The following is a 21244-nucleotide window of genomic DNA, read 5'->3' on the forward strand; positions in this document are numbered from 1 at the left end:
ACCATTAGATTAAAGTGATTTCACCATGGGGAAGATATTTATTACTGATAGGGCTTATACCCCTATTAAAACAATTTATGCCTTGGCATAAAGCAGGTAACAAGTTTTAAAGCTTAAAAATTATTACCTTATATTCACGATTTTTAAAAATACAGACATTAAAATTGTATCAGAGGATAAGCTGGAAAAGAATTGATAACTTTGAGCCTGCTAGAATTGCCTCCCTGAATACAATAAATTAACTATTATATGGATTATTTAGCCACCCTCAACCCTCCTCAATTGGAAGCTGTCGAAAAAACAGATGGTCCAGTTATGATTATTGCAGGAGCAGGGTCCGGAAAGACCAGAGTACTTACCTTTAGGATTGCCCATTTAATACGTCAAAAGAAGGTTGATGCATTTCAGATTCTCTCCCTAACATTTACCAATAAGGCTGCCAGTGAAATGAAGCAGCGAATAGAAAAACTTATTGGGCTTGAGGCTAGAAATACCTGGATGGGTACCTTTCACTCTGTGTTTGCAAAAATCCTGAGAGTGGAAGCTTCTAAATTAGGTTACCCCAGTAATTTCACCATTTATGACAGTGACGACAGCAAATCGCTCATCCGATCTATTGTAAGAGAAATGAAGTTGGACGATAAAGTCTATAAAGCCAATACGGTACTTTCCAGGATCTCTGGTGCTAAAAACAGACTAATAGGATGGGAAGCCTATCTGAAGGATCCATACATTGCAGCAGATGATGAAGCTGCCATGAAACCAAAAATGGGGGAAATCTACAAAACCTATCAGAACAGGTTATTCAGGTCGTCTGCAATGGATTTTGACGATTTGCTTTTCAACACCAATGTTTTGTTCCGTGATCACGCTGATGTATTGTACAAATACCAGCAACGATTCAAATACGTAATGGTGGATGAGTTTCAAGACACCAACCTTTCACAGTACCTTATCACAAAAAAACTGGCGGCAGTTCATCAGAATATCTGTGTAGTAGGCGACGATGCACAGAGTATTTATGCATTTAGAGGGGCCGACATTCAAAATATCCTCAATTTTGAAAAGGACTATCCTGATCTTTTTGTGGTAAAATTGGAGCAAAACTACCGCTCCACAAAAAACATTGTTGAAACAGCCAATTCTATCATTGCCAAAAACAAATCACAACTTAAAAAGAATGTTTGGACGCAAAATGACTCTGGAGACCTGATTGAATTAATGAAGGCCACTTCTGACAATGAGGAAGGCAGAATGGTTGCGGCAACAATTTTTGAAGAAAAAACAACAAACAATTAAGCAACAGTGACTTTGCGATATTGTACCGGACCAATTCCCAATCCAGGTCAATGGAGGAGGCCCTGAGGAAATCAGGAATAGCTTATAGGATCATTGGAGGACTTTCGTTTTATCAAAGGAAGGAAATTAAAGATCTCATGGCCTATTTCAGGTACACTGTCAATCAGGAAGATGAGGAAGCTTTCAAAAGAATCATCAATTATCCTAAAAGAGGAATCGGCAATACAAGTGTAGAGAAACTGCTGGTTGGCGCTTACGAGCATGACATTTCACTGTGGAAAGTACTCACAAATAGCAAGAGTTTCTTGTCCGGAAGAGGTGCCAATGCTGTTTCCGATTTTTGCACAACCATCAACAGTTTTAAAATGGAGATAGAAAGAAAGGATGCTTTTGAAGCGGCTACTTCTATCGCCAAACAATCTGGGCTGTTGCGGGATTTATACGAAGACAAAACCATAGAGGGACTCAACAGGTACGAAAACGTTCAGGAATTACTCAATGCAATTAAGGAATACGTAGACAATTCAGAGAATGAAGACAAATCCTTAGGGGCTTTTCTTCAAGAAATTGCCTTACTTACGGATGAGGACCAGAACAAAAACAACCAGGACACCGTTACCATGATGACCATACACTCCTCCAAAGGGCTGGAGTTTAAGTATGTTTTTGTGGTAGGAATGGAAGAAGACCTTTTCCCCTCCCAGATGATGATGCAAAGCAGGGAAGATCTGGAGGAAGAAAGGCGTTTGTTTTATGTGGCCACCACCAGGGCCATGGAAAAGTTGTACTTCAGCTATGCACTCACCCGATACAGGTATGGTAGATTATTGAATTGTGAGCCAAGTAGGTTTTTGGAAGAGATTGACCCAACCTATATAAAGGTTAACAAAAAAATAAGCACAAAACTCTCTAGTTCTTTTAGAGAGAGCGAAGGCAAACAGGGCTTTGTAGGGCTAAAGAAAAAGCCAGCCATGAGAAGCACCACTACAAAGTTACATGATCCGGGGCCTAACTTTAAACCATCCAATACTAACTCCTTGCAAGAGGGCATGAAGATAGAACATCCTAAGTTTGGCTTTGGTAAAGTCCATGCCATTGAAACTGAAGGAACGAACAGAAAAGCACATATTCATTTCGAGCATTTTGGAGATAAAACATTATTACTTAGCTTTGCAAAGCTTCGCATAGTGGAATAGAAAATATCCATAGACACCAGAAGTGCCAGGAACTTACTAATGCATATTTTTTAGTATATTGACATTAGTATATTGAGAAGAGTTCAGGAAACTTAAATGAAGGTGTCATGGTAAATAATGAAAAGCCTAAAAACAAAGTTATTTTGAAAGAATACGGAAAAAACATCCAAAAATTAGTGGATTATGTAAAGACTGTTCCAGAGCAAGACAAAAGAACAGAGTATGCATATGCCCTAGTGGAATTGATGAAACAACTCAATCCATTATTAAAAACCGAAAGTGATCAAAAGCTTTGGGATGACATGTACATTATGTCTGATTTCTCTCTAGAGGTCGATGCACCTTTCCCAATGCCTGAAAAGGAGCTTTTAGGTAAAAAGCCTCTGCCGATAGGTTATCCAAAGGGAGAAGTTCGATTCAAACATTATGGCAGAAACATTGAAAAACTCATAGAGAAAGCCATTGAGATTGAAGATGATGAAGAGCAAGAAATTGCCTTGATCTATATTGGGCAGCTAATGAGAAGCTTTCACTCTACATGGAATAGGGAAAACTTTGATGATGCCATCATTTTAGATGACATCAAGACCCTCTCCAAAGGAAAACTCCACATCGATCTTGAAAAGGTCAGGGAAAATGGTCTTTTCGAAACCAGCATGCGCAGAGATTTCAAAAGCAATGTTCCAACTACCCCTGCAAGCAATAATACCAACAGTGGAAGAAGGAATTATACGGGAGGGAAAAGAAGAAATAGCAATTCTAATAGCAAAAAAAGAAGAAATTAATGGCATCATTCCGGGTAAACGGAGGGACAAAACTGAAAGGCGAAATCACTCCTCAAGGCGCTAAAAATGAAGCCTTACAAATCCTCTGTGCCGTATTACTTACACCTGAGGAAGTTATTATTAACAATCTCCCCAATATAAGGGATGTCAATAAATTAATTGAATTGCTCTCTGACATGGGAGTAATCGTGAAGAAACTTGGTCCGGAAAGCTATTCTTTTACGGCTAAAAACATCAAACTATCTTACCTGGAAACGGAGGAGTATCTCGAGAAAGCCTCTGGCTTAAGAGGATCCGTAATGCTTTTGGGCCCCTTGCTTTCCCGATTTGGAAAAGGGAGAATATCCAAACCAGGAGGAGATAAAATTGGTAGGAGAAGAATGGACACTCATTTTACGGGTTTCCAAAACCTTGGTGCCAAGTTTCATTATGACGCTAAAAAAGGATTGTATAAAATTGATGGCAGTAAGCTGAAAGGCGCTTACATGTTACTTGATGAAGCTTCTGTAACAGGCACTGCAAACATTCTTATGGCTGCTGCAATGGCTGAAGGTAAGACAACCATATACAATGCGGCTTGCGAACCCTATATACAGCAGCTATGCCTAATGATCAATAGCATGGGCGGCAAGATTACTGGAATAGGTTCGAACCTTTTAGAAATTGAAGGAGTGAAGAGTCTTAAAGGCACTACGCACAGACTTCTTCCCGACATGATAGAAATTGGCTCTTTTATTGGCTTAGCGGCCATGACCCAATCAGAAATCACCATTAAAAATGCCCAAGTAGACAAATTGGGGATTATTCCTGATACTTTCAGAAGGCTAGGCATTCAGCTCGAAATTAAAGGCGATGATATTTTCATACCTGCTAAAAAACATTTCGAGATTGACACCTTTATTGATGGATCTATATTGACTGTCTCAGATGCTATCTGGCCAGGTTTCACCCCTGATCTACTAAGCATTGTATTGGTAGTGGCTACTCAAGCCAAAGGGACTGTCTTGGTTCATCAGAAAATGTTTGAAAGCCGATTGTTTTTTGTGGATAAATTGATTGACATGGGTGCCCAGATCATCTTGTGTGACCCTCACAGAGCCACCGTAATCGGATTGGATAGAAAGTACCCACTAAAGGGTATTCGAATGACTTCCCCCGATATACGGGCAGGAGTATCCCTCTTGATTGCAGCCATGTCTGCTGAAGGAGTATCGATTATAGACAATGTAGAACAAATAGACCGAGGCTATCAATACATCGATCAACGACTAAATGCCTTAGGAGCAGATATCGTAAGGTTTAATTAGCAGATAAATTTCAAATCACATTTTTAAAAAACTAAAAGCAGCAATAGTCATCCTTACTATTGCTGCTTTTAGTCTTCAATGATATTAGATTTTCTATTTTGACTATACTTATACCCCAGGTTCCAGGGCCGCAATAAGTATTCTTAGATCGACAATTGAGAACAGCAAGGTGATTTTTTCACGTAAAAGTAACGTTATTCCATATTACGTATAAATAAAGCACAGGTGAATAAATGGTTTTATTTTCTGTTCTTTGGTATTTTTTTTATGTCTTCAATATAAATGCATAAATTAAAACCATGAAAATCCTGGTAATTGAAGATGAGAAAGAATTGGCTACAGATATTGTCAATTACTTGACTTCAGGAAATTACCTTTGCGAAGTAGCTTATGATTTTAATTCTGCATTAGAAAAAATAAGCTTGTACATGTACGATTGTATTTTGCTTGACCTCATGTTACCTGGAGGGGATGGCTTTCAAATTTTACAGGAATTACGAAGCCAAAACAAGCAGGACGGCGTAATCATTATTTCGGCTAAAAATGCTTTAGAGGACAGAATAAAAGGTTTAAATATCGGCGCTGACGATTATTTAGCCAAACCTTTTCATCATTCCGAACTGGCGGCTAGAATCCATTCGGTCATTCGGCGAAAGCAATTTGATTCCTCAAATTTAATTGTATTCAAGGAGCTACAAATCGACCTGCTTTCTAAAACAGTAACAATTAATTCACTTCCCATAATACTTACCCGAAAGGAATACCAATTACTATTGTTTTTATAGGAAACAAAAACAGGGTTTTGCCCAAAAGCGCATTAGCGGAACATTTGTCAGGAGATGTAGCGGACATGTTTGATAGCTTTGATTTTGTTTACGCTCATGTAAAAAATCTCAAGAAAAAGCTAAATGAACAAAATTATGGCGGCTACCTTAAAACCATCTATGGAACGGGATACAAATGGGAAACAGCATAAACTTCTAGACAGTCCTTTTAAGGCATTTTCAATTTATTCTCTTGCTATTTTGGTGCTTAGTATTCCTAGTTATTTTCTGGTGGTAGATTGGATTTGGGTGACCGAAATCGATGATAATCACGAGATAATAATGGAGCGGATCGAAAATAGGTTTGATCAAATACATGTCTCTGAGAAGGATTTAGAAACCATATTAAACACCTGGAATATTTTACAACCCAGTTCATCCATTACGAGCCTAAGTCACTTAGACGCCAAACCGGACAGCATCTATGAGATCACCAAATACAATGAATATGAAGATGAGTGGGATCGTTTTCGTGGATTACAATCTGTAATAGAAATCAACAAAAAGCCCTATTTACTTAACGTAGAAACCAATGTAGAAGAATCCTATGAAACAATTTTCGCCATTGGCATAATTACTTTACTGATGTATGGGCTGCTTGTTTTTGGCTTTATTCGATTAAATAAAAGCATATCAAAAAAAGTTTGGAAACCTTTTTACCTCACCCTCTCAAAGTTAAGGTCATTTGATATCAATGAGGGAAAGGAGGTGGTTTTTGAAGAAAGTGACATTGAAGAAATTAACGAGTTGAATCAAACCATAGGTTCCCTTATCAATCAAAGTATAAATGCTTATAACCAGCAAAAATCCTTTGTAGCCAATGCTTCTCATGAACTTCAGACACCGATTGCTTTGCTAAAATCAAAGCTCGACATTCTCCTCCAGCAAGAAAACCTCTCCCAGAAACATGCTGATTTAATACAAGGTATTCAACTCCCATTGTCCAGATTGACAAGGGTTAATAAAAACCTTTTGTTACTTGCGAAAATTGAAAATAGCCAATTTGCAGATCTGGAAAAAGTGGATTTTCTGGTTCTTATTGATAAAAGCGTAGACTTGCTCCATGATTATATCGAGGAGAGAAACATCAAGTTTGAAAAAGAAATCGAAGATTTTGAAACCGCATTCTGCAGTAAATTTTTAGCAGAAACTTTAATCAACAACTTGCTCTCTAATGCGATCAGGCATACTCCTATTGGTGAATTTATTCAAGTAAAATTATCCATTAGGGAATTGACTATTTCAAATTCTGGGCAGAACAAATTAGAAGAAAAAGCACTCTTTGAAAGGTTTTCCATAAGTACCACTGCTACGACAAATAGCGGCCTGGGGCTCGCTATTGTTAAGGAAATTTGCAAGCAAAATGGTTGGACGGTAAGCTACAAATTCAAAAATTCTATGCATATTTTTTCAGTACAATTCTAAAATTCAAAATATCTTCTAATTTCATTGGCACATTTGAATATTGAAAAGAGATTAAACGTGGACTGGAACACCTTGCTGTAACGATATAAAGCTAATATAGGTAAAGATTTAGTCAGCATCATTGCAGAAAAAAGCAACAATTCTGCCAAAACCCCATGTATGTGTTTCACTTTTCCATGGGTTAAAACCCCATGGAAATTGATTTTACCGTTATCAAGTAGTTTGGAGATTGAGCCTAACAATGCAATGGCAAAATTGAAAATAGTAACGATTGACTGATTTTGAAGCGCTTTTAGCATGTAATAGATTGTCTATTGTGATTTCCGGTTTAAAGCAGGGTTTTTGAGGAATTTCATTCAATTTGATTCATCATTTAAGGCCAAAATTTATACTTTCTCTCTTATTTTAATTTCGAAATGCCTGTCGTGTCATTAGAAGTTTTGAGCATACCGCCATCTTTCAAAATACAATAGTAAAACGGGCTTGAACTAGCTCTTTTTCTTCATTTATTAATCAAAAATGAGAGTACTTTTCTGTTTATTATTTGTTCTTCTTAAACTCACACAAGGAGTTATGGCACAGGAACCGAAAGTAAAGATTTCGGGGAAAATTCTGGGTCAAATTTCCTTAAAACCCATATCCTTTGCCAATGTTATTTTAAATGCAAAAAATGACAATAGCTTTATCACTGGCACAATAAGCGATGAGAAAGGGCGCTTTACCTTGACAGAAGTAATCCCCGGAGATTATAATTTAGAGATTCGATTGATCGGGTATGAAATACAGTTCAAATCCATATTTATAGGGTCAAATTCTCCTTATTTAAATATTGGAGAGGTCTTAATGAAAGAAGCGTTTCAAGAACTACAGACAGTAGAGGTCATTGGGGTGGAAGAAGGGCTTAACCAAAAGATGGATAAAAAAACCTATAATTTGGCCACCAATATAAGTCAAAGCGGCGGATCTATTCTTCAGGCAATGCAAAATCTACCAGGCGTGAGTGTTCAGGATGGCAAAATTCAAATCAGAGGAAATGACCGGGTAGCAATATTAATTGACGGTAAACAGACCGCATTAACTGGTTTTGGTAACCAAGCAAATTTGGACAACCTACCATCCTCCTCCGTAGAAAGAATTGAAATTATAAATAATCCATCTGCTAAATATGATGCAAATGGGAATGGCGGTATCATTAATGTTATTCTAAAAAAAGAGAAAAAAGAAGGTTTTAATGGTAAGGTCGGTATGGCATTAGGACAGGGTGCCCTTTGGGAAAAGAAGGCAAATTTGCCAGGAATAAGACCACAGTATGCTAGAACCCCAAAAGTCAACCCCTCCCTTAATTTAATTTATAGGAATAAGAACATTAATCTTTACCTGACTGCAGACAATCTTTATACCCAGACACTAAATAAAAACGAATTTGTTACAAGAGTATATGAGGATGGGTCAGTCATACATCAGCAACTTAAAAGAAACAGAAACACTAATTTTTTCACTTCAAACTTAGGGTTGGACTGGAAAATTGATTCCATCAATACCTTGACAATTTCAGGCCTTTTTGGAAGTGAGAAAATAATAGACAAAGGAGACCAGCCATTTTTCACAAAAGATTATTCGGAACGTTTGCGACTATGGCAATTTCTGGAAGATGAGCTAAAAACCACTGTTATGGGTTCACTCGCATTTTCCCATCAATATGTAGATCCCGGGCATACACTTTCCGCTGCAGTCAACTATACCTTCCATAGAGAGGATGAGCAATATTTCTTTACAAATACTTTACCCTCTTCTAATGGTGAAGATGCTTTTAAATTACTTTCCAATGAAAATGTAGTGGACGCCACCTTTGATTTTGTAAAGCCTCAAAGAAATGGAAGGTATGAAGCGGGTCTTAAAGTTAGGCGAAGATGGATCCCTACAAATATGCAATTTTTCCCCGGCCTGAATTCACCTATAGATTCCCTTGCAGGAGGAGCTGCCACCTATAAGGAAACTATTCCAGCGGTGTATGGCAATTACACCTATGAAACCAAAAAAATTGATGCTGAATTGGGGCTTAGGATTGAATATGTCAACTTAAAATATGAGGTAAATCCTAACCATCCTACCTATACAAGCGATGGTTATAGTTATTTTCAACCTTTTCCAAATTCACGAATTTCCTATAAAATCAACAGTAATAATAAAATTACCGGATCGTATAATCGGAGAGTTGACAGACCTAATGAAGTGGACATTAGAATATTCCCCAAATACGACGATGCTGAAATTATCAAGGTAGGGAATCCAGCCCTGAAACCTCAATTTACAAATGCCCTTGAGCTTGGGTGGAAAACAGTATGGAATTCAGGATCTCTTTATCTTGCAGGGTATCAGCGATGGGTGACGGGGTCAATCACCAGGATTTCTACTACCTACGGGCAAAGTAATTTAATCTATGCCATATTCCAGAATGCTGGCAAAAGTTATAATTCAGGATTAGAAATAATTTATGACCAGGACATTAATAAATGGTATTCGTTTGATTTGAATTTACTTGGATTCAAAAACCAGATCGATGCTTTTTCGGTAGAAAACCTTTACCCCTATCCCCATACCTTCAGTGCGACTAAGCAGGAAATTTTTTCCGGGAATTTTAAATTGAATTCCAAGTTCAAGTTTTCTGAATCCACAACAGGCCTGTTGACCATTATTTACCTGGCTCCTGATATCATTCCACAAGGAAAAATTAAGCGTAGGTTTTCACTGGATATGGGAGTAAAAAAGACCCTGCAAAAAGGAAAAGGCGAGTTGTTTGTAAATGCCACTGATTTATTGAATACCATGATTATTCAAAAAACAATAAATGGAAATAATTTCAGCTACACCAGTTCAGACTATTACGAAACTCAAGTGCTGAGAATCGGCTATAATTACAATTTTTAACCGTATTACTGTGAAAGAAACCCCTAATGGTATTACTATAATTATCCCTGTTTTCAACGAGGAGGCTGGTATTAAAGGTATTATTCCTGCATTTGAAAATTACCTTTACAATACCAGTTTAGCTGTCAGGATCATTTTTGTGGATGATGGCTCTACCGACAAGAGTTTGGTTCAGATTAAAAAGGTTTGCATCCAATATGACTATGTGGATTTTATATCCTTTGAAAAAAACACAGGGCTTAGTGCTGCCATACGAGCAGGATTTCAAACTGCAGACACCTATTGGGTGGGATATATAGACGCTGATTTACAAACCAACCCATCTGACTTTTTAAAACTAGAAGACCTGATTCATAATTACGATTTGGTAACTGGTAAACGAGAGGTACGTAGAGACAGTAGAATAAAAAAACTATCTTCAGAATTAGCCAATTGGTTTAGGAATGCTCTCCTACACGATAATGTAGGAGATTCAGGTTGTCCGCTAAAAATCATTAAACGGAAAGTTGCTTTAGACATGCCCTTCTTCAAAGGGAATCACCGTTTTTTCCCTGCTTTGGCATTACTTCAAGGAAAAGATATTGTAGAAGTTCCTATCAAGCATTACCCAAGGTTAACCGGGAAGTCAAAATTTAACGTTTGGAATCGACTATTGTCGCCATTGCAGGATACTTTCGCTATCAGATGGATGATGAAAAGACAAACACCCTTTATAATTTATCAAAGCTCCATCGGAAAAAATAAAATCGAAATAAAGTGAAAAACTGGGCCTTACTTGGAATTGGGTTTCTAGCTCAAGGACTTTTCTCTGCAAGATTCCTTATTCAGCTAGTAAAGTCTGAAAAGGCAGGCAAAGTATTGTCTCCTGTCATTTTTTGGCAATTGAGTTTAATGGCTTCCTTTCTTCTTCTTGTTTATGGGACATTTCGCCAGGACATGGTAATTGTTGGGGGACAGTTAATTGGCTACTACATATACATCCGTAATTTACAGATTCTCAAGGCATGGAGTGCTTTTACAACTACATTGAGGTTGTTATTTTTGCTGCTTCCTCTATTATTTTTACTTTATCTGCTGTTAATCGCACATTATGATTTTTTCTTGTTGGTAAATAACCCTGAAATTAGTAGTGTACTATTAACTTGGGGAACTTTTGGCCAGGCCATTTTCACTTTACGTTTTGTAGTACAATGGCGTTACGCTGAAAAGAAAAGGAAAGCTGAGTTTCCTGTTGCCTTTTGGTACATTAGTTTTGTAGGTGCAATACTCATCGCTTCCTATGCCATATATAGAAAAGACAGTGTACTATTTATCGGGCAAGCATTTGGAATTATTGTCTATTTGCGCAATCTTATGATTTACTATGGAAAGGCGAATACCAGCCATCAAACCTACCTTTACAGGTTAAAAAAAATCCGACTCTTTCTTCTAATGTTATTTACAGGTTTGGCCTTGTTCTTTAACCTTGGTTCATGGTCTGTAACAGAATCGAGTGAGGCAAGGTATGCTGAGATTTCGAAAGAAATGTTAACGAGTGGTGACATGCTACACCCACAGTTGATGGGGATTTATCATTACCATAAACCTCCAGTAACCTATTGGCTGACCGCTGTTAGTTTTAAGCTTTTTGGAACATCACCTTTTTCTGCCCGTCTATTTCTCCAACTGTCCGCATTGATATTGATTTGGCTTGTATATAAGATCGCAATGCTCTTTTTTAACAACACAAATCATGCATTCCTTGCTGCTATGCTCTATGCCTCGTTCCCTACTTTGATTATCGGGAGTAGAGCCCTGACGACAGACATGTATTTGACCGTATTTGTTCTTACAGCCATGTATTTTTGGTTTTCATACTGTAAGAAACAAAACTCCACTTTTCTTGTCCTATGTTATGTTTTCCTCGGCATTGGATTTCTTACCAAAGGACCTGTGGTATTAATTGTACCAGCTATGGTAGCCTTGTTTCAAGGATTGGTGCAAAAAAAGAATCTTGGATCCTGGAAAACACATGTAATAGGCTTAATACTCATGTTGGCAATTGGGCTAAGTTGGTTTGTCTACTTATTTTTAGAAGATGCCCGATTTTTAAATTATTTCCTGTTTAAACATACTATCCAACGATTTGCTACAGATACTTTCAAAAGAGGGCAGCCCTTTTGGTTTTACATCGCCGTTTTATTGGGAACTGCCTTTCCTTGGGCAATCCTATTATTTAAGCAACTACCAAGAAGATGGAAGGACTTTCAAAACATTGGCACCCTTCTGCTAATGTGGGTACTTCTGCCTTTGTTGTTTTTCTCTATGAGTCAATCAAAATTGGTCTTGTATATATTACCTCTTTATCCTGGTTTGGCAATTGGTGCGATTTACTATTGGGAAAAACTGAAACCTGCCCAGCATAAATTATGGGAAAGGTTTCAAACTGTTTATCATACTATCCTTATGATTGCCCTATTAAGCCTGCCATTCATCGATCCTGAAATCTCCCTCAATTATAAATATTATTTCATCTGGTTTATACTTGCGTCTCTATTGGTCGCTATTCAGCAAGTGAAAATCAGAAAAGTAGATCGTACAGTAATATCAGCATTTATTTTCACTTTAGGGTTGACCTGTATGTCCACCTATTTCTTAAGTCAAAACCCTGGGATTATTAACGACACCCATCGGGTTACAGATTGGATTTCAGTACAGGAAAAGACAGAGAGTCACGTATACATTTACGATAAACGATTACCTTCTGTACTTTTCAATTCCAATCTTCAGGTCATTTCTGTTTTTGATGGAGACGAAAGTTTGAATAGAGAAACCCAATTTCAACAAGATCAGACCTGGAAAGGCCAACTTATAAACCTGAAGTCAAACCCTAATTGGATTTCTTCATCAGCTCCAGATAGGTCCATTTGGATAGTGAAAAGCAAAAAAATATTACCCCAATCTGATGGGGATTTTAGCTGGCGACAACTAACGGAAATAGATGGATGGAAAATAGTAAGGTTAATAAAAAAAATAAAGCCTTAATTGAAAAGGCTTTTATAATAAAAAAACAGGAGGAATTTACTCCTCCACTCCTATTTCTTCCAGTAGTTCTGCATACCATTCTGCCCCAAATTTCCTCACCAATGCATCTTTTAAAAATCGATACAAGGGCACGCCTAGGGAATTCCCTAATGTACAGGCTGCATCACAGATTTCCCATCTGTCATAATTCAACGCCTCATATTCATCGTACTTTGTGATTCTGATTGGATACAGGTGGCAGCTTACCGGTTTCTTAAAGGTTGTTTTGCCCTGATTGTAGGCGTCTTCTATCCCACACTTCAGAATCCCTCTATCATCCTTAATAGAAAAAGCACAAGCACCATTTTCTCCAATGGTACTTGTACCCTTCTCGTTCTCCTGATCAATTACCCAAGTACCTTTTTCGGCAATTGCTTCTCTGCCCTGATCTGTGAGAAAAGGGGCTATTGAAGGATAATCTTTATCCAGGATTTCTATTTCATTATCTGTAAGGGGTGCTCCAGCATCACCTTCGACACAGCAAGCGCCTTTACATTTTCCTAAGTCGCAAACAAAAAATTGCTCCTTTATGTCATCGCTGATTACTGCATTCCCAACTAATATCATATACTCATTTTTTTACAAAGGTATTCTTTTCCTGAATAGGTTAAAAATAAAACCTAACCTATGCAGTAATTAAGTGGGTTGTTTGACCAGAATTATCACCTTAACTGCATTGGCCCAAAAGGAACCAAATCAAGATAAAAACCAGGACAGTACTAAAACACCCACCACCTAATTTGTAGGCACCATATCCAGCGATTAATCCTTTAAATAAATCTTTCATAGCCTTGAGTCAGTTTTTGGTTACATTTTCTATAGAAATATAAACAATAAATCTGAAGCGAAAAATAGATTTTACGGATATCAAAACGGGAAAGCATTAATAAAAACCGATAGGATTGTGAATAATGGCTTTATTTAATTTATTTTTGTGAAGTGCAGGCTGGTTTGTCGCTGTTCTTGGTGATTTCACCAAGGAAAGAGGAAAGTCCGGGCAACATAGAGCGCCATACTTCCTAACGGGAAGGTGTCCTGGTAGGAATACCAGAATAACAGACAGTACAACAGAAAGAAAACCGCCACAGCTGGTTTTCCAGTTGGGGTAAGGGTGAAATGGTGGAGTAAGAGCCCACCGGGTATCGGGTGACCGATATTGCAAGGCAAACCTTATGGGTTGAAAGACCAAATAGGCTCCGGTCACTGGGCTGCTCGTCCAAATCTAACAAGATAACCGGAGTGGGTAGGTCGTTGGACCTTTTTTGTGAAGAAAAGGCTAGATAAATGACAAGCACTTTGTAAAAAGTTACAGAACCCGGCTTATAGGCCTGCACTTTTAATTTTACTAATTAACGGATCGCTTTAATATGCCGAAAATTTTAATAATAGATGATGAAAAAGTCATCAGGTCTACGCTTAAAGAAATTCTTGAGTATGAAAAGTATGAAATCTTTGAAGCCGAAGATGGTGAAAAAGGTCTCGAAATGATAAAAAACGAGGATTTTGACTTGGTTCTTTGCGATATCAAAATGCCAAAAATGGATGGAATGGAAGTTCTTACCAAAGCATCTGAGCTAAGTAAGCAGCCTCAATTTATTATGATCTCTGCTCATGGCTCCATAGAAACGGCAGTTGAAGCTACCAAAAAAGGAGCCTTCGATTTTATTCCTAAACCCCCTGATCTAAATCGCCTATTGCTAACCGTAAGGAATGCCTTAGACAAAAAGGATCTCGTTCAGGAAACGAAAGTGCTTAAGAAAAAGCTTTCTAAAAAGCTAGATATGGTCGGTGAATCCAAAGCCATTTCCATAGTTAAAGAAACAATAGAAAAAGTAGCTCCTACTGATGCCAGGGTTCTAATTACAGGCCCTAATGGAACTGGTAAGGAATTGGTTTCGCACTGGATACATCAAAAAAGCAATCGGGAGAAAGCCCCATTTATTGCGGTCAATTGTGCTGCCATACCAGCTGAGTTAATTGAGAGTGAACTGTTTGGGCACGAAAAAGGATCTTTTACATCAGCTGTAAAACAAAGACAAGGGAAATTTGAGCAAGCAAATGGGGGAACACTCTTCCTGGATGAAATAGGTGACATGAGTCTTTCAGCTCAAGCGAAAGTATTGAGGGCTTTGCAAGAGCATAAAATCACTCGTGTAGGAGGAGACAAAGACATTAAAGTCGATGTAAGGGTATTGGCTGCTACCAATAAAAACCTAAAGCATGAAATTGCAGAAGGTAACTTCAGGGAAGATCTCTACCATAGAATAAGTGTCATACTTATTCAGGTTCCCTCACTAAAAGACAGAAGTGAGGACATACCATTGCTAGTAGACAAGTTCTTAGGAGATATTGCCGGAGAGTATGGGACTGCAAAAAAGGAAATAGATAAAGCTGCCATTCAAAAGTTACAGGAATTTCCCTGGACAGGAAATATCCGAGAACTCCGAAATGTTATCGAAAGACTGGTAATACTCGGTGGTAAAAGTATCTCTACCGAAGACATTAAAAAGTATGCCGATTATTGAATGGCTGCCTAGTATTTAACCATTTGCTTCTACATCACCTGTTGTTGCGTAAGCTGGGCAGGGTTTGCTAGAAGCACATGAAGACAATACCAAAATCGCACAAGCCACCAAAATTGTCATTAAAGTTTTCATATTATAAAATTATTTAAGCCAAATATGTGTAAATACTAAATAAATACAAAATTAATTGATCATTAAATTACAGCCTCTCGTTTCGCTGTTATCCATTCTCCCCAAAACTGTGAAGCTTCCGTCTTTGTTTTGCAAGCCCAGATCTTCTGTTTCTATAAAGGAACAAGAGTGGAAATTGGCCAAATCAATGACATTAATTGCACCTGTGGTACCAGAGGTATAAGCAAAAGGATCATATACATCCCTTATCAGCACCTTCATAAAAGGAGAGCACCAAAATTTACCCTCTCCTGGTGAATAGGCCTGTGACATAAGTTCAGTCATTCCATATTCTGAATGAATATGCTCCACCTTAAAAGCAGCCTGGAGTACCGTGTGAACTTCCTCTCTAATCATTTCCCTTCTTCTTCCTTTCATGCCACCGGTCTCCATAACGATCACCTCACCAAAATCTGTGTGGCCATCCGTTATCTCTGCTATATCTAACAATGCAAAAGTCACGCCAAGTAACAATGTTTTTTTTCGGTCATTTTTAAGGCTTTCCATTTTTCCCAATAAAGCCTCATGTTCATATAAATAAAATCCGGATTGATCGGATTTACTTTTCTCAATAAAATGGGCTGCCATGTCTACAAGAGAGCTGCCTTCCCTTTCCAAATAAGAAGGAAGCAATGCCAAGACATGAAAATCTTCTAAAGCCCCATAGACCGCCTCAAAGTTATTGACACAATGTTCCAGGTAAAAGGCTTTGGACCATACATAATGCCTGCTGTTTTCCTGACCTGTGGTCCCACTACTGGAATACCAGAAATCATATAAATGCGCTGGTCCTGAGATAACCTTTGAAGTTTTAAACAATGCTATAGGTAAGAAAGGAATATCGGATACTTCCGTAATGTCTTTTGGCTGTATCCCCCTTACTTCAAGATACCTCTGGTAAATTTTATTGTGGGTAGACTGATAGATAAATACATCCATGGCCATGGCATCAAAATCCTGGATCTGTCCAGATTTAATTTTTTCAGAAAAACTTTTAAAAGAATTCATCGTTATTTTATGGTAAAACCCAAATTTTGATCATTTTTACATTCACAGAGGCGGAAGTGTAAAATTACGGATTACCTATGAAGTTAAAAAATCACACCATCATTACCCTGCTCTTACTTTCAGTATGGGTTGGATGCATTTCCCCACCGGATAATTTCCCAACGGTACCACAAATTGATTTTGATGATCTGGAATTTGTTCAGACGGCAGGGTCAGATTCATTAATTGTAACGCTAGACTTTCGTGATGCCGAAGGAGATTTAGGCTTAAATGCCACAGATATCTTCCCTCCTTTTAATGAACTCAATTATTTCACCAATGAAGCGGGTCAATTTATCACTTATAGCGAACGACCTGACGATGCTCCAGACTTCAATAACAGGGATTGGGTTATTTTCCCATTGATCAACAATCAGGAGATCAAAGACACCTTATGGGTATCAGAGAATGAAGATTACTACAATATATTGATTAAATTCTTTATCAAAAGGGGCGGTAATTACACTGAATTCAATTGGTCAGACCCTCCTTACTTCACCACATTTAATGGCCGCTTTCCGCGAATGCTTGAAACCGAACAGTTGCGGGCCATAGAAGGAAAGATCCGGTACTCCATGTTATCTTTGGGATGGAATAGCATATTCCGAAATGACACCATAAGACTAGAGTTAAAAGTCAAGGACAGGGCATTAAATGAAAGCAATGTGGTCACCACGCCTGATTTCACCTTATCACAGATTGAACGCTGATTGAGGAATTAATAGCTATTAGAAAATTGAAGGGTACTTTCCTGGGTCTGCTTCATGCATCACTCCATATATTTTCTCAACAACATCATCTGCACTTGGTTTGGAGAAATAGTCCCCATCAGATGAATAAGCTGGGCGATGTTCTTTTGCCGAAAGCGTCATTGGTTGAGAATCGAGATAATAATAGGCATTCTGCATTTCCAGCACCTGCTGCATCATAAATGCTGATGCTCCACCAGGGACATCCTCATCCGCAAAAACAACCCTGTTGGTTTTCTTTATTGAATTTAAAATCACCTGCTCAAGATCAAATGGCATCAAAGTCTGCACATCTATAACCTCCACATAAATCCCTATTGTAAAAAGTCGTTTTGCAGCTTCCATTACAATCCTGCACATGGAACCATACGTCACTACTGTGATATCTTTTCCTTCTTGTAGTATTTCAGCTTTCCCCAGGGCCACTTTAAAATCCCCAATATTGGAAGGCATTTTTTCTTTAAGCCTGTAGCCATTCAGTGTTTCAATAACGATGGCAGGCTGATCTGATTCTAGAAGCGTATTGTACATGCCCGCTGCTTGGGTCATGTTTCTTGGTACACACAATAATATACCTCTAAGACTGCTTAAGATCATGCCAATAGGAGAACCTGAATGCCAAACGCCTTCAAGTCTATGTCCCCTTGTACGGATAATCAACGGTGCTTTTTGACCGCCTTTGGTTCTATAATGCAGGCAAGCCAAATCATCCGATAAGGTCATTAACGCATAAATCAAATAATCAAGGTATTGAATCTCAGTGATAGGTCTTAAACCTCTCAATGCTGCACCAATGCCTTGCCCAATGATGGTCACCTCACGTATGCCAGTATCTGTCACTCGCAAATCACCATGCTTGGCTTGCAAACCAGCAAATGCCTGATTAACATCTCCAATCAAACCAACATCTTCACCAATCACAAAAACCCTGGGGTCTCTTGTGAGTATGGCATCGAAACAAGCTTTCAGAATTTCACGTCCATCCAATAAAGCTGGCTCGTCAGCATAACTGACTTCAACAGGAGCAATTGCCCCAACCCTAAACTCGGATTCACTGTATTGATGACTTGAATACCTATCCTCATTTAACTTCGACTGACTTTTATACCAGTTTTGGAGTCTGGCCTTAATTTCAACCGGTTCTGTTCTTACCAATAACAAGGCTTTTCGGACGGTACTAATGACATCCATACGAACAGGGTTCAGCGTCTGCTTAAGTTCATCTGCCATTCGAAAAAGCGCTTCATTCCCTTGAGTATTTTTCGCCAATTCACTCAACAAAACTACGGCTTCGTCTAATTCCTTTTTGATCGAAGCTGTAAATGCTCTCCACGCTTTGTCCTTGCTTTCTTTAACAAGTTGCTTCGCTTCCGCATCTATTTGATCCAATTTCTCCTCAGAGGCAATTTTATTGTCTAAAATATATTCTTTGAACTTAACTACGCAATCGTATTCAGCTTCCCAAGCAAGTCGGTCTTTGCTTTTATACCTTTCATGGGATCCTGATGTAGAATGCCCCTGTGGTTGGGTCATCTCGATTACATGCACCAATACAGGAACATGCTGCTCCCTAGCTACTTTATTAGCCCTACTATAAGCATTAACCAATCCCTCGTAATCCCAGCCTTTTACAACTATGATTTCATATCCTTTATGCTCATTATCTCTTTTGAAACCTTCTAAGGCTGCGGAAATACTTGCTTTTGTTACTTGTAAATCGTTGGTGACAGAAATACCATAATCATCATCCCATACAGAAATCACCATAGGCACCTGTAAAACGCCTCCAGCATTAAACGTTTCAAAAAACATTCCTTCTGCCGTGGAGGCATTCCCTATTGTCCCCCATGCTACCTCTCTTCCTTTATTGGAAAATTCAGTCATATGATGTAGCGCAGGGTTTGCTTTAAAAAGCTTGGATGCATAAGCAATCCCTAGCAATTTGGGCATTTGAGCGGCTGTTGGAGAAACATCGGCCGTTGAATTCTTTATTTTCATGAGGTTTTTCCAACTCCCATCCTCATTTAAGGACCTGGTTGAAAAATGCCCATTCATCAAGCGACCACCCGTTGCCGGCTCCACCTTAATATCAGTATGTGCATACAGTTGAGCAAAATACTCCTGAAGGCTAAGTTCCTCCATAGCAAACAACAAAGTTTGATCTCTGTAGTATCCTGACCTGAAGTCACCCAACTGAAAAAACCTCGCCATGGCTATTTGCGCCAGTTCCTTGCCATCCCCATAAATACCGAATTTAGCTTTACCCATAAAAACCTCTTTCCGTACGGTCAATGACGCATGCCTGCTTATCATGACCAATTTATAGTCATTCAAAACATTTTGTACACCAAAAGTGTTTACGCTTTCTTTCGTAAGTGTAGGGAAATATTCAGTATTCATCAATTAAGCCATTTTTCACCATTTGAAAATCCAAGGATTTCAAAAATACACAATTTTTGGAGTTATCCCAATTTATAACAGGAGCCAAAATGAATATAAAACAATATTATTTTGCAATAACTATAAATAAACGACCTCAAAGAAATATTATTTCGAATTAAGAATGAAAACTTTATCATTTAACAGCATGGCAACTAAATATTAATTGCATACACCTCATTTAAAGTGAATTAACCAATAGTTGTAATAATAAAAAAAGTAAATAATAATAAAAATTATTTTTCGGTAAATCGTTTTTCTTGTGGGGATGTACTGGTTATATTTGATTAATTCGTTAACCCTAAAGCCACTAACATGCGCATTGCCGTCCCAAAGGAAATTAAAAACAATGAAAATAGGGTTGCCCTCACCCCAGCAGGCGCCCAGGAATTCACCAAGAATGGTCATCAGGTATTTGTACAGGAAACTGCAGGACTAGGCAGTGGATTCCCTGATGAGGCTTATCAAAAAGCCGGTGCTACAATTCTGCCCTCCATAGAAGAAACTTACAGTAAGGGGGACATGATTATGAAAGTAAAAGAGCCTATCGAAGAAGAGTACCCACTTATACAGGAGAACCACTTGCTGTTTACTTATTTTCACTTTGCTTCCAATAAACCACTCACACAGGCAATGATCAATAGTAAGGCGATCTGCCTGGCTTATGAAACAGTAGAAAAAGAGGACAAAACCCTACCCTTATTGATCCCTATGTCAGAAGTGGCAGGAAGAATGTCTGTACAGAAAGGCGCCAACTACCTGGAAAAACCACTAGGCGGTAGAGGTATATTACTGGGAGGTGTACCAGGAACGCTTCCTGCCAAAGTGATAATATTAGGAGGAGGTATTGTAGGTACTCAAGCAGCATGGATGGCTGCAGGCCTTGGGGCCGATGTGATTATTTTAGATGTATCTCTTTCCAGGATGCGCTATCTATCAACTGTAATGCCCAAGAACGTCAAAACAATGATGTCGAATGAATTCAACATTAGAAGCCTTATCCCAACCGCAGACTTGATCATTGGCGCAGTGCTGATACCCGGTGCTAAAGCCCCACACTTGATCACCAGAGACATGCTAAAAGAAATGCTTCCTGGAACTGTTTTGGTGGATGTGGCCGTAGACCAGGGAGGCTGTATTGAAACCTGTACACCTACAACTCACGAAGACCCCACCTACACCATCGACGGAGTATTGCATTACTGTGTAGCCAATATGCCTGGCGCAGTACCCTACACCTCCACACTAGCCCTCACCAACGCAACACTTCCCTATGCCTTGGAACTGGCGCAAAAAGGTTGGAAAAAGGCTTGTATCAAATTTCCTGAGCTGAGTTTCGGCTTCAACATCATCAAAGGGGATATCGTGTACCAAGCCGTGGCAGACACTTTCAACCTACCTCATGTACCTGTCAGTTACTATTTAAACCACCATTAGCCAAGACCTTTCTAATAGTTTTTCGGGATATTAAACATGATCTATATCA

The 21244-nt window shown here is 38.6% G+C and carries 14 protein-coding genes, 1 other RNA gene and 1 pseudogene; 13 read left to right on the plus strand and 3 right to left on the minus strand.

Translation table 11 applies throughout. The features are described from left to right. The first annotated feature begins 249 nt into the window (after positions 1-249). From ADICYQ_RS09405 to ADICYQ_RS27395, 9 genes and pseudogenes are all read left to right on the plus strand, one after another. Positions 250-2495, plus strand: a pseudogene (locus ADICYQ_RS09405) (ATP-dependent helicase). A gap of 107 nt (positions 2496-2602) precedes the next feature. Continuing rightward, the gene (locus ADICYQ_RS09410; RefSeq protein ID WP_020888681.1) at positions 2603-3280 is read left to right on the plus strand and encodes a DUF4290 domain-containing protein; all 678 of its coding nucleotides are present in this window, start codon (positions 2603-2605) and stop codon (positions 3278-3280) included. Then, positions 3280-4587, plus strand: a complete 1308-nt coding sequence (gene murA / locus ADICYQ_RS09415; RefSeq protein ID WP_020888682.1) for a UDP-N-acetylglucosamine 1-carboxyvinyltransferase — start codon at positions 3280-3282, stop codon at positions 4585-4587. The genes ADICYQ_RS09410 and murA overlap by 1 nt, the downstream gene beginning before the upstream one ends. A 299-nt stretch (positions 4588-4886) precedes the next feature. Beyond that, positions 4887-5372, plus strand: a complete 486-nt coding sequence (locus tag ADICYQ_RS09420; RefSeq protein ID WP_020888683.1) for a response regulator transcription factor — start codon at positions 4887-4889, stop codon at positions 5370-5372. A 17-nt stretch (positions 5373-5389) separates the two neighbouring features. Further along, positions 5390-5563, plus strand: coding sequence for a helix-turn-helix domain-containing protein (locus tag ADICYQ_RS29650; protein ID WP_316929289.1), 174 nt, complete (start codon positions 5390-5392; stop codon positions 5561-5563). Next, positions 5508-6836 carry a sensor histidine kinase gene (locus ADICYQ_RS09425; protein ID WP_161625592.1) on the plus strand — a complete coding sequence of 443 codons (1329 nt, stop codon included), beginning with the start codon at positions 5508-5510 and terminating at the stop codon, positions 6834-6836. The genes ADICYQ_RS29650 and ADICYQ_RS09425 overlap by 56 nt, the downstream gene beginning before the upstream one ends. A gap of 573 nt (positions 6837-7409) precedes the next feature. Then, positions 7410-9764 carry a TonB-dependent receptor gene (locus ADICYQ_RS09435; RefSeq protein WP_235114519.1) on the plus strand — a complete coding sequence of 785 codons (2355 nt, stop codon included), beginning with the start codon at positions 7410-7412 and terminating at the stop codon, positions 9762-9764. Between the two features lie 10 nt (positions 9765-9774). Then, positions 9775-10524 carry a glycosyltransferase family 2 protein gene (locus ADICYQ_RS09440; protein ID WP_020888688.1) on the plus strand — a complete coding sequence of 250 codons (750 nt, stop codon included), beginning with the start codon at positions 9775-9777 and terminating at the stop codon, positions 10522-10524. Beyond that, the gene (locus ADICYQ_RS27395) at positions 10521-12788 is read left to right on the plus strand and encodes a lipid-A-disaccharide synthase N-terminal domain-containing protein (RefSeq protein WP_020888689.1); all 2268 of its coding nucleotides are present in this window, start codon (positions 10521-10523) and stop codon (positions 12786-12788) included. The genes ADICYQ_RS09440 and ADICYQ_RS27395 overlap by 4 nt, the downstream gene beginning before the upstream one ends. A 36-nt stretch (positions 12789-12824) precedes the next feature. Here the strand turns inward: ADICYQ_RS27395 and ADICYQ_RS09450 are convergent, their stop codons facing one another. Then, on the minus strand, positions 12825-13394 hold the full coding sequence (locus ADICYQ_RS09450; protein ID WP_020888690.1) for a DUF3109 family protein: 570 nt from the start codon (positions 13392-13394) through the stop codon (positions 12825-12827). A 371-nt stretch (positions 13395-13765) separates the two neighbouring features. Between ADICYQ_RS09450 and rnpB the strand changes: the two genes are divergently transcribed. Then, positions 13766-14166: RNase P RNA component class A (rnpB, locus tag ADICYQ_RS25905), an RNA gene on the plus strand. 28 nt (positions 14167-14194) lie between these two features. Beyond that, positions 14195-15352 carry a sigma-54-dependent transcriptional regulator gene (locus ADICYQ_RS09465; RefSeq protein WP_020888693.1) on the plus strand — a complete coding sequence of 386 codons (1158 nt, stop codon included), beginning with the start codon at positions 14195-14197 and terminating at the stop codon, positions 15350-15352. A gap of 183 nt (positions 15353-15535) precedes the next feature. Here ADICYQ_RS09465 and ADICYQ_RS09470 read toward each other — a convergent pair whose 3' ends face one another. Next, entirely contained in the window at positions 15536-16531 is a 996-nt protein-coding gene (locus ADICYQ_RS09470; protein WP_020888695.1) for a LuxE/PaaK family acyltransferase, read from the minus strand. A 77-nt stretch (positions 16532-16608) separates the two neighbouring features. On the opposite strand from ADICYQ_RS09470, the gene ADICYQ_RS09475 reads away from it, so the two are divergent. After that, positions 16609-17280, plus strand: coding sequence for a hypothetical protein (locus ADICYQ_RS09475; protein WP_020888696.1), 672 nt, complete (start codon positions 16609-16611; stop codon positions 17278-17280). Positions 17281-17298: 18 nt separating this feature from the next. On the opposite strand, the gene ADICYQ_RS09480 is transcribed toward ADICYQ_RS09475, so the two are convergent. Then, positions 17299-19719, minus strand: a complete 2421-nt coding sequence (locus tag ADICYQ_RS09480) for an alpha-ketoacid dehydrogenase subunit alpha/beta (RefSeq protein WP_020888697.1) — start codon at positions 19717-19719, stop codon at positions 17299-17301. Positions 19720-20073: 354 nt separating this feature from the next. Between ADICYQ_RS09480 and ald the strand changes: the two genes are divergently transcribed. Next, positions 20074-21195 carry an alanine dehydrogenase gene (ald, locus tag ADICYQ_RS09485; protein WP_020888698.1) on the plus strand — a complete coding sequence of 374 codons (1122 nt, stop codon included), beginning with the start codon at positions 20074-20076 and terminating at the stop codon, positions 21193-21195. Positions 21196-21244 lie beyond the last annotated feature (49 nt).

Origin of the sequence: Cyclobacterium qasimii M12-11B (assembly GCF_000427295.1) — a bacterium.
In the GTDB taxonomy this organism is placed as follows: Bacteria; Bacteroidota; Bacteroidia; order Cytophagales; family Cyclobacteriaceae; genus Cyclobacterium; species Cyclobacterium qasimii.

What these genes read in the sequence shown, in the direction of transcription:
- ADICYQ_RS09410 (WP_020888681.1), top strand. Translation starts at nt 2,603, where the DNA reads ATGGTAAATAATGAAAAGCCTAAAAACAAAGTTATTTTGAAAGAATAC.
- murA (WP_020888682.1), top strand. Translation starts at nt 3,280, where the DNA reads ATGGCATCATTCCGGGTAAACGGAGGGACAAAACTGAAAGGCGAAATC.
- ADICYQ_RS09420 (WP_020888683.1), top strand. Translation starts at nt 4,887, where the DNA reads ATGAAAATCCTGGTAATTGAAGATGAGAAAGAATTGGCTACAGATATT.
- ADICYQ_RS09425 (WP_161625592.1), top strand. Translation starts at nt 5,508, where the DNA reads ATGGCGGCTACCTTAAAACCATCTATGGAACGGGATACAAATGGGAAA.
- ADICYQ_RS09435 (WP_235114519.1), top strand. Translation starts at nt 7,410, where the DNA reads ATGGCACAGGAACCGAAAGTAAAGATTTCGGGGAAAATTCTGGGTCAA.
- ADICYQ_RS09450 (WP_020888690.1), bottom strand. Translation starts at nt 13,394, where the DNA reads ATGATATTAGTTGGGAATGCAGTAATCAGCGATGACATAAAGGAGCAA.
- ADICYQ_RS09465 (WP_020888693.1), top strand. Translation starts at nt 14,195, where the DNA reads ATGCCGAAAATTTTAATAATAGATGATGAAAAAGTCATCAGGTCTACG.
- ADICYQ_RS09470 (WP_020888695.1), bottom strand. Translation starts at nt 16,531, where the DNA reads ATGAATTCTTTTAAAAGTTTTTCTGAAAAAATTAAATCTGGACAGATC.
- ADICYQ_RS09475 (WP_020888696.1), top strand. Translation starts at nt 16,609, where the DNA reads ATGAAGTTAAAAAATCACACCATCATTACCCTGCTCTTACTTTCAGTA.
- ADICYQ_RS09480 (WP_020888697.1), bottom strand. Translation starts at nt 19,719, where the DNA reads ATGAATACTGAATATTTCCCTACACTTACGAAAGAAAGCGTAAACACT.
- ald (WP_020888698.1), top strand. Translation starts at nt 20,074, where the DNA reads ATGCGCATTGCCGTCCCAAAGGAAATTAAAAACAATGAAAATAGGGTT.